Origin of the sequence: Xanthomonas maliensis (assembly GCF_009192945.1) — a bacterium.
Classification (GTDB): domain Bacteria; phylum Pseudomonadota; class Gammaproteobacteria; order Xanthomonadales; family Xanthomonadaceae; genus Xanthomonas; species Xanthomonas maliensis.
In genome coordinates this window covers 1-1,945 of sequence record NZ_NSET01000091.1, presented here as the reverse complement: position 1 = coordinate 1,945, position 1,945 = coordinate 1, and the positions used below count along the sequence as shown (strand labels likewise).

Annotated in this window: 1 protein-coding gene and 2 pseudogenes; all 3 read left to right on the top strand. The window is 54.0% G+C overall.

The window, feature by feature from the left end; genetic code table 11:
- A pseudogene (locus CKY51_RS21360) lies at window positions 1-842 on the top strand (T6SS effector BTH_I2691 family protein); the annotation flags it as partial.
- A gap of 28 nt (window positions 843-870) precedes the next feature.
- Window positions 871-1,605 carry a putative type VI secretion system effector gene (locus tag CKY51_RS21355; protein ID WP_152249934.1) on the top strand — a complete coding sequence of 245 codons (735 nt, stop codon included), beginning with the start codon at window positions 871-873 and terminating at the stop codon, window positions 1,603-1,605.
- Between the two features lie 24 nt (window positions 1,606-1,629).
- A pseudogene (locus CKY51_RS21350) lies at window positions 1,630-1,945 on the top strand (T6SS effector BTH_I2691 family protein); the annotation flags it as partial.

Sequence of the window (1,945 nt, the reverse complement as noted above, 5' to 3'; positions counted from 1 at the left end):
TGATGTATGCCCTGCGCGATGTGGAGCGGCACGAGGGCACCGAACTGATGCGCCAACGCTGGGCGCAAGCCAGCCAGAGCAGTCGCAACGCGGTGCGATTGGCCTCGCTGACCGGCGTGCTGGAGCTGGTGAACTTCATCAACCTGCTGGCCAAGTCGGACAAGCAAGCACGCGACTACGGCAGCCTGGTGGCCTCGGGTGCCTCGCTGGTGTCGGTGTACACCAGCATGGCCGAAAAGGTGAGCAAGGAATTCTTCGGCGACGCCAGCCGCAGCGTGTCCAGGATGAAGGCCATCGGTGGGTGGCTGGGTGGGTTTGGTACGTATGTTGGGGTTTTTTACGATTGGGGCGACATTGAACGATTTGGGTCTGAGAAAAATTATGCGATGGCATCCATTTCGTTCCTGAAAACCGCAATAGGGCTGGCGGTTGGATCAGCACAGTTTCTAACCGCGCTCACATATTCCGCCCCTGTTCTAGAGAGAGCTATTGGCCGCAAATCAATCGTTATTTGGCTCGATTCACTCAGAGCTGGACTGCAAGCAGCTGCAGCCAAAGAGGGGGAGGAAATATTGGTCAAGACATCGATGAAACGCCTCGGCTTGGGAATATTACGGCTTGGCGGATGGCAAGTGACGGTTGCCTTAATAGCTCTTGACGTTTTGGTTTACGCAATAGAGCCGGATGCCTTGGAGAAATGGTGTGAAAGCAATAAGTTTGGAAAGATCAGCGAAGGGTGGATTTTGGGATTTGGGGCGAGTGGGCCGCTTTATAAATCACTCAAGGAGCAAGATGAGGCGTTTCAAAAGGCTATTGGCGAAGTAACTGTTCGTCATTCTTAGTTAGAAAAATAAATTCAAAGAGCGAATGATGGAAAATCTCAACGCGCATGCAATGGTGCTGATGGGCACCTTGAGTAATGTGACGCAAAAAAATACCACTGCTGAGATTTTCTTTCGCTCAAGCGATAGTGATGGAATGGCTGCGACCGGAGCTGTGGCAGCGGCCATGGGGTTGAGCGGCGTCGCAGCGGGTATGGCAGCCATGTCGATGGATGAAATGAAAGAACCGGTGTGTCAGGTGAGCTTTGACATTGACGGAAAGCATGTCGAAGCCGTCTTGTGGAACTGGCCATTCAAAAATGGCGATGAAGTTCAGGTCGTAGTAGAGCCTGCTCCAAACGGCGGATATACTGGGTTTGCAGTGCTGGACCCGAAGGACCGCGTCATTGTTTTGTATCCACATGTTTCAGCTGGCCGCAGGTCTCATTGGAAAAACGTTCTAAAGCTATCTCTTCTTGCCGGGCTGTCTATAAATATTATTATGTGCGCATTGATGATTTTTACATATTTGAGATCTCAAAGCATTGGCCCTGATTCCATACTTATTATTACCGGCACCGGCTGCCTAGGGGTCTTTGCTATTTTTTTGTGGGTTGGTTATAGCATCGGAAAGCGTTTCCTGCCTTTTATAGATATGGCCGAGCCAATCTTCAAACTGTTAGGCTGGAAGGATGTTGGAAATATCAACCTGCGAAAAATCACCAAGGCGAAGAAGAAGCCAACTGACCCTCCTGCAATGGGCGACAGCTACTTCCGCTACTAAGGTTAATCTCTCGGCGCCGAGCGCATGCAACCGATCATGCCCAAGCAGTGGATCGGTGCACCGCAGGCCAGGGGCGACACGGTGCCGCTGTCGAGCGCCGACGACCTGAAGGCGGCGATGGAGTATCGCGGGTTTGCCGGCGAGCTCAGTGAGCCGGCGCAACTGCCGCACGACCGCAAGGCGGCGGTGGTCAGCACGTCGAGTGGCGGCTACAAGGCCGAGGTGCTGCGCGCCAATAGCACGCGCTACCCCTGGGCGCTGCGCACCCATGCCAGCAGCGGTGCGTCGGCCGACAAGGCGCTGCAGGAGCGGTATGCGCGCATGTGCGCCAGCAGCCACA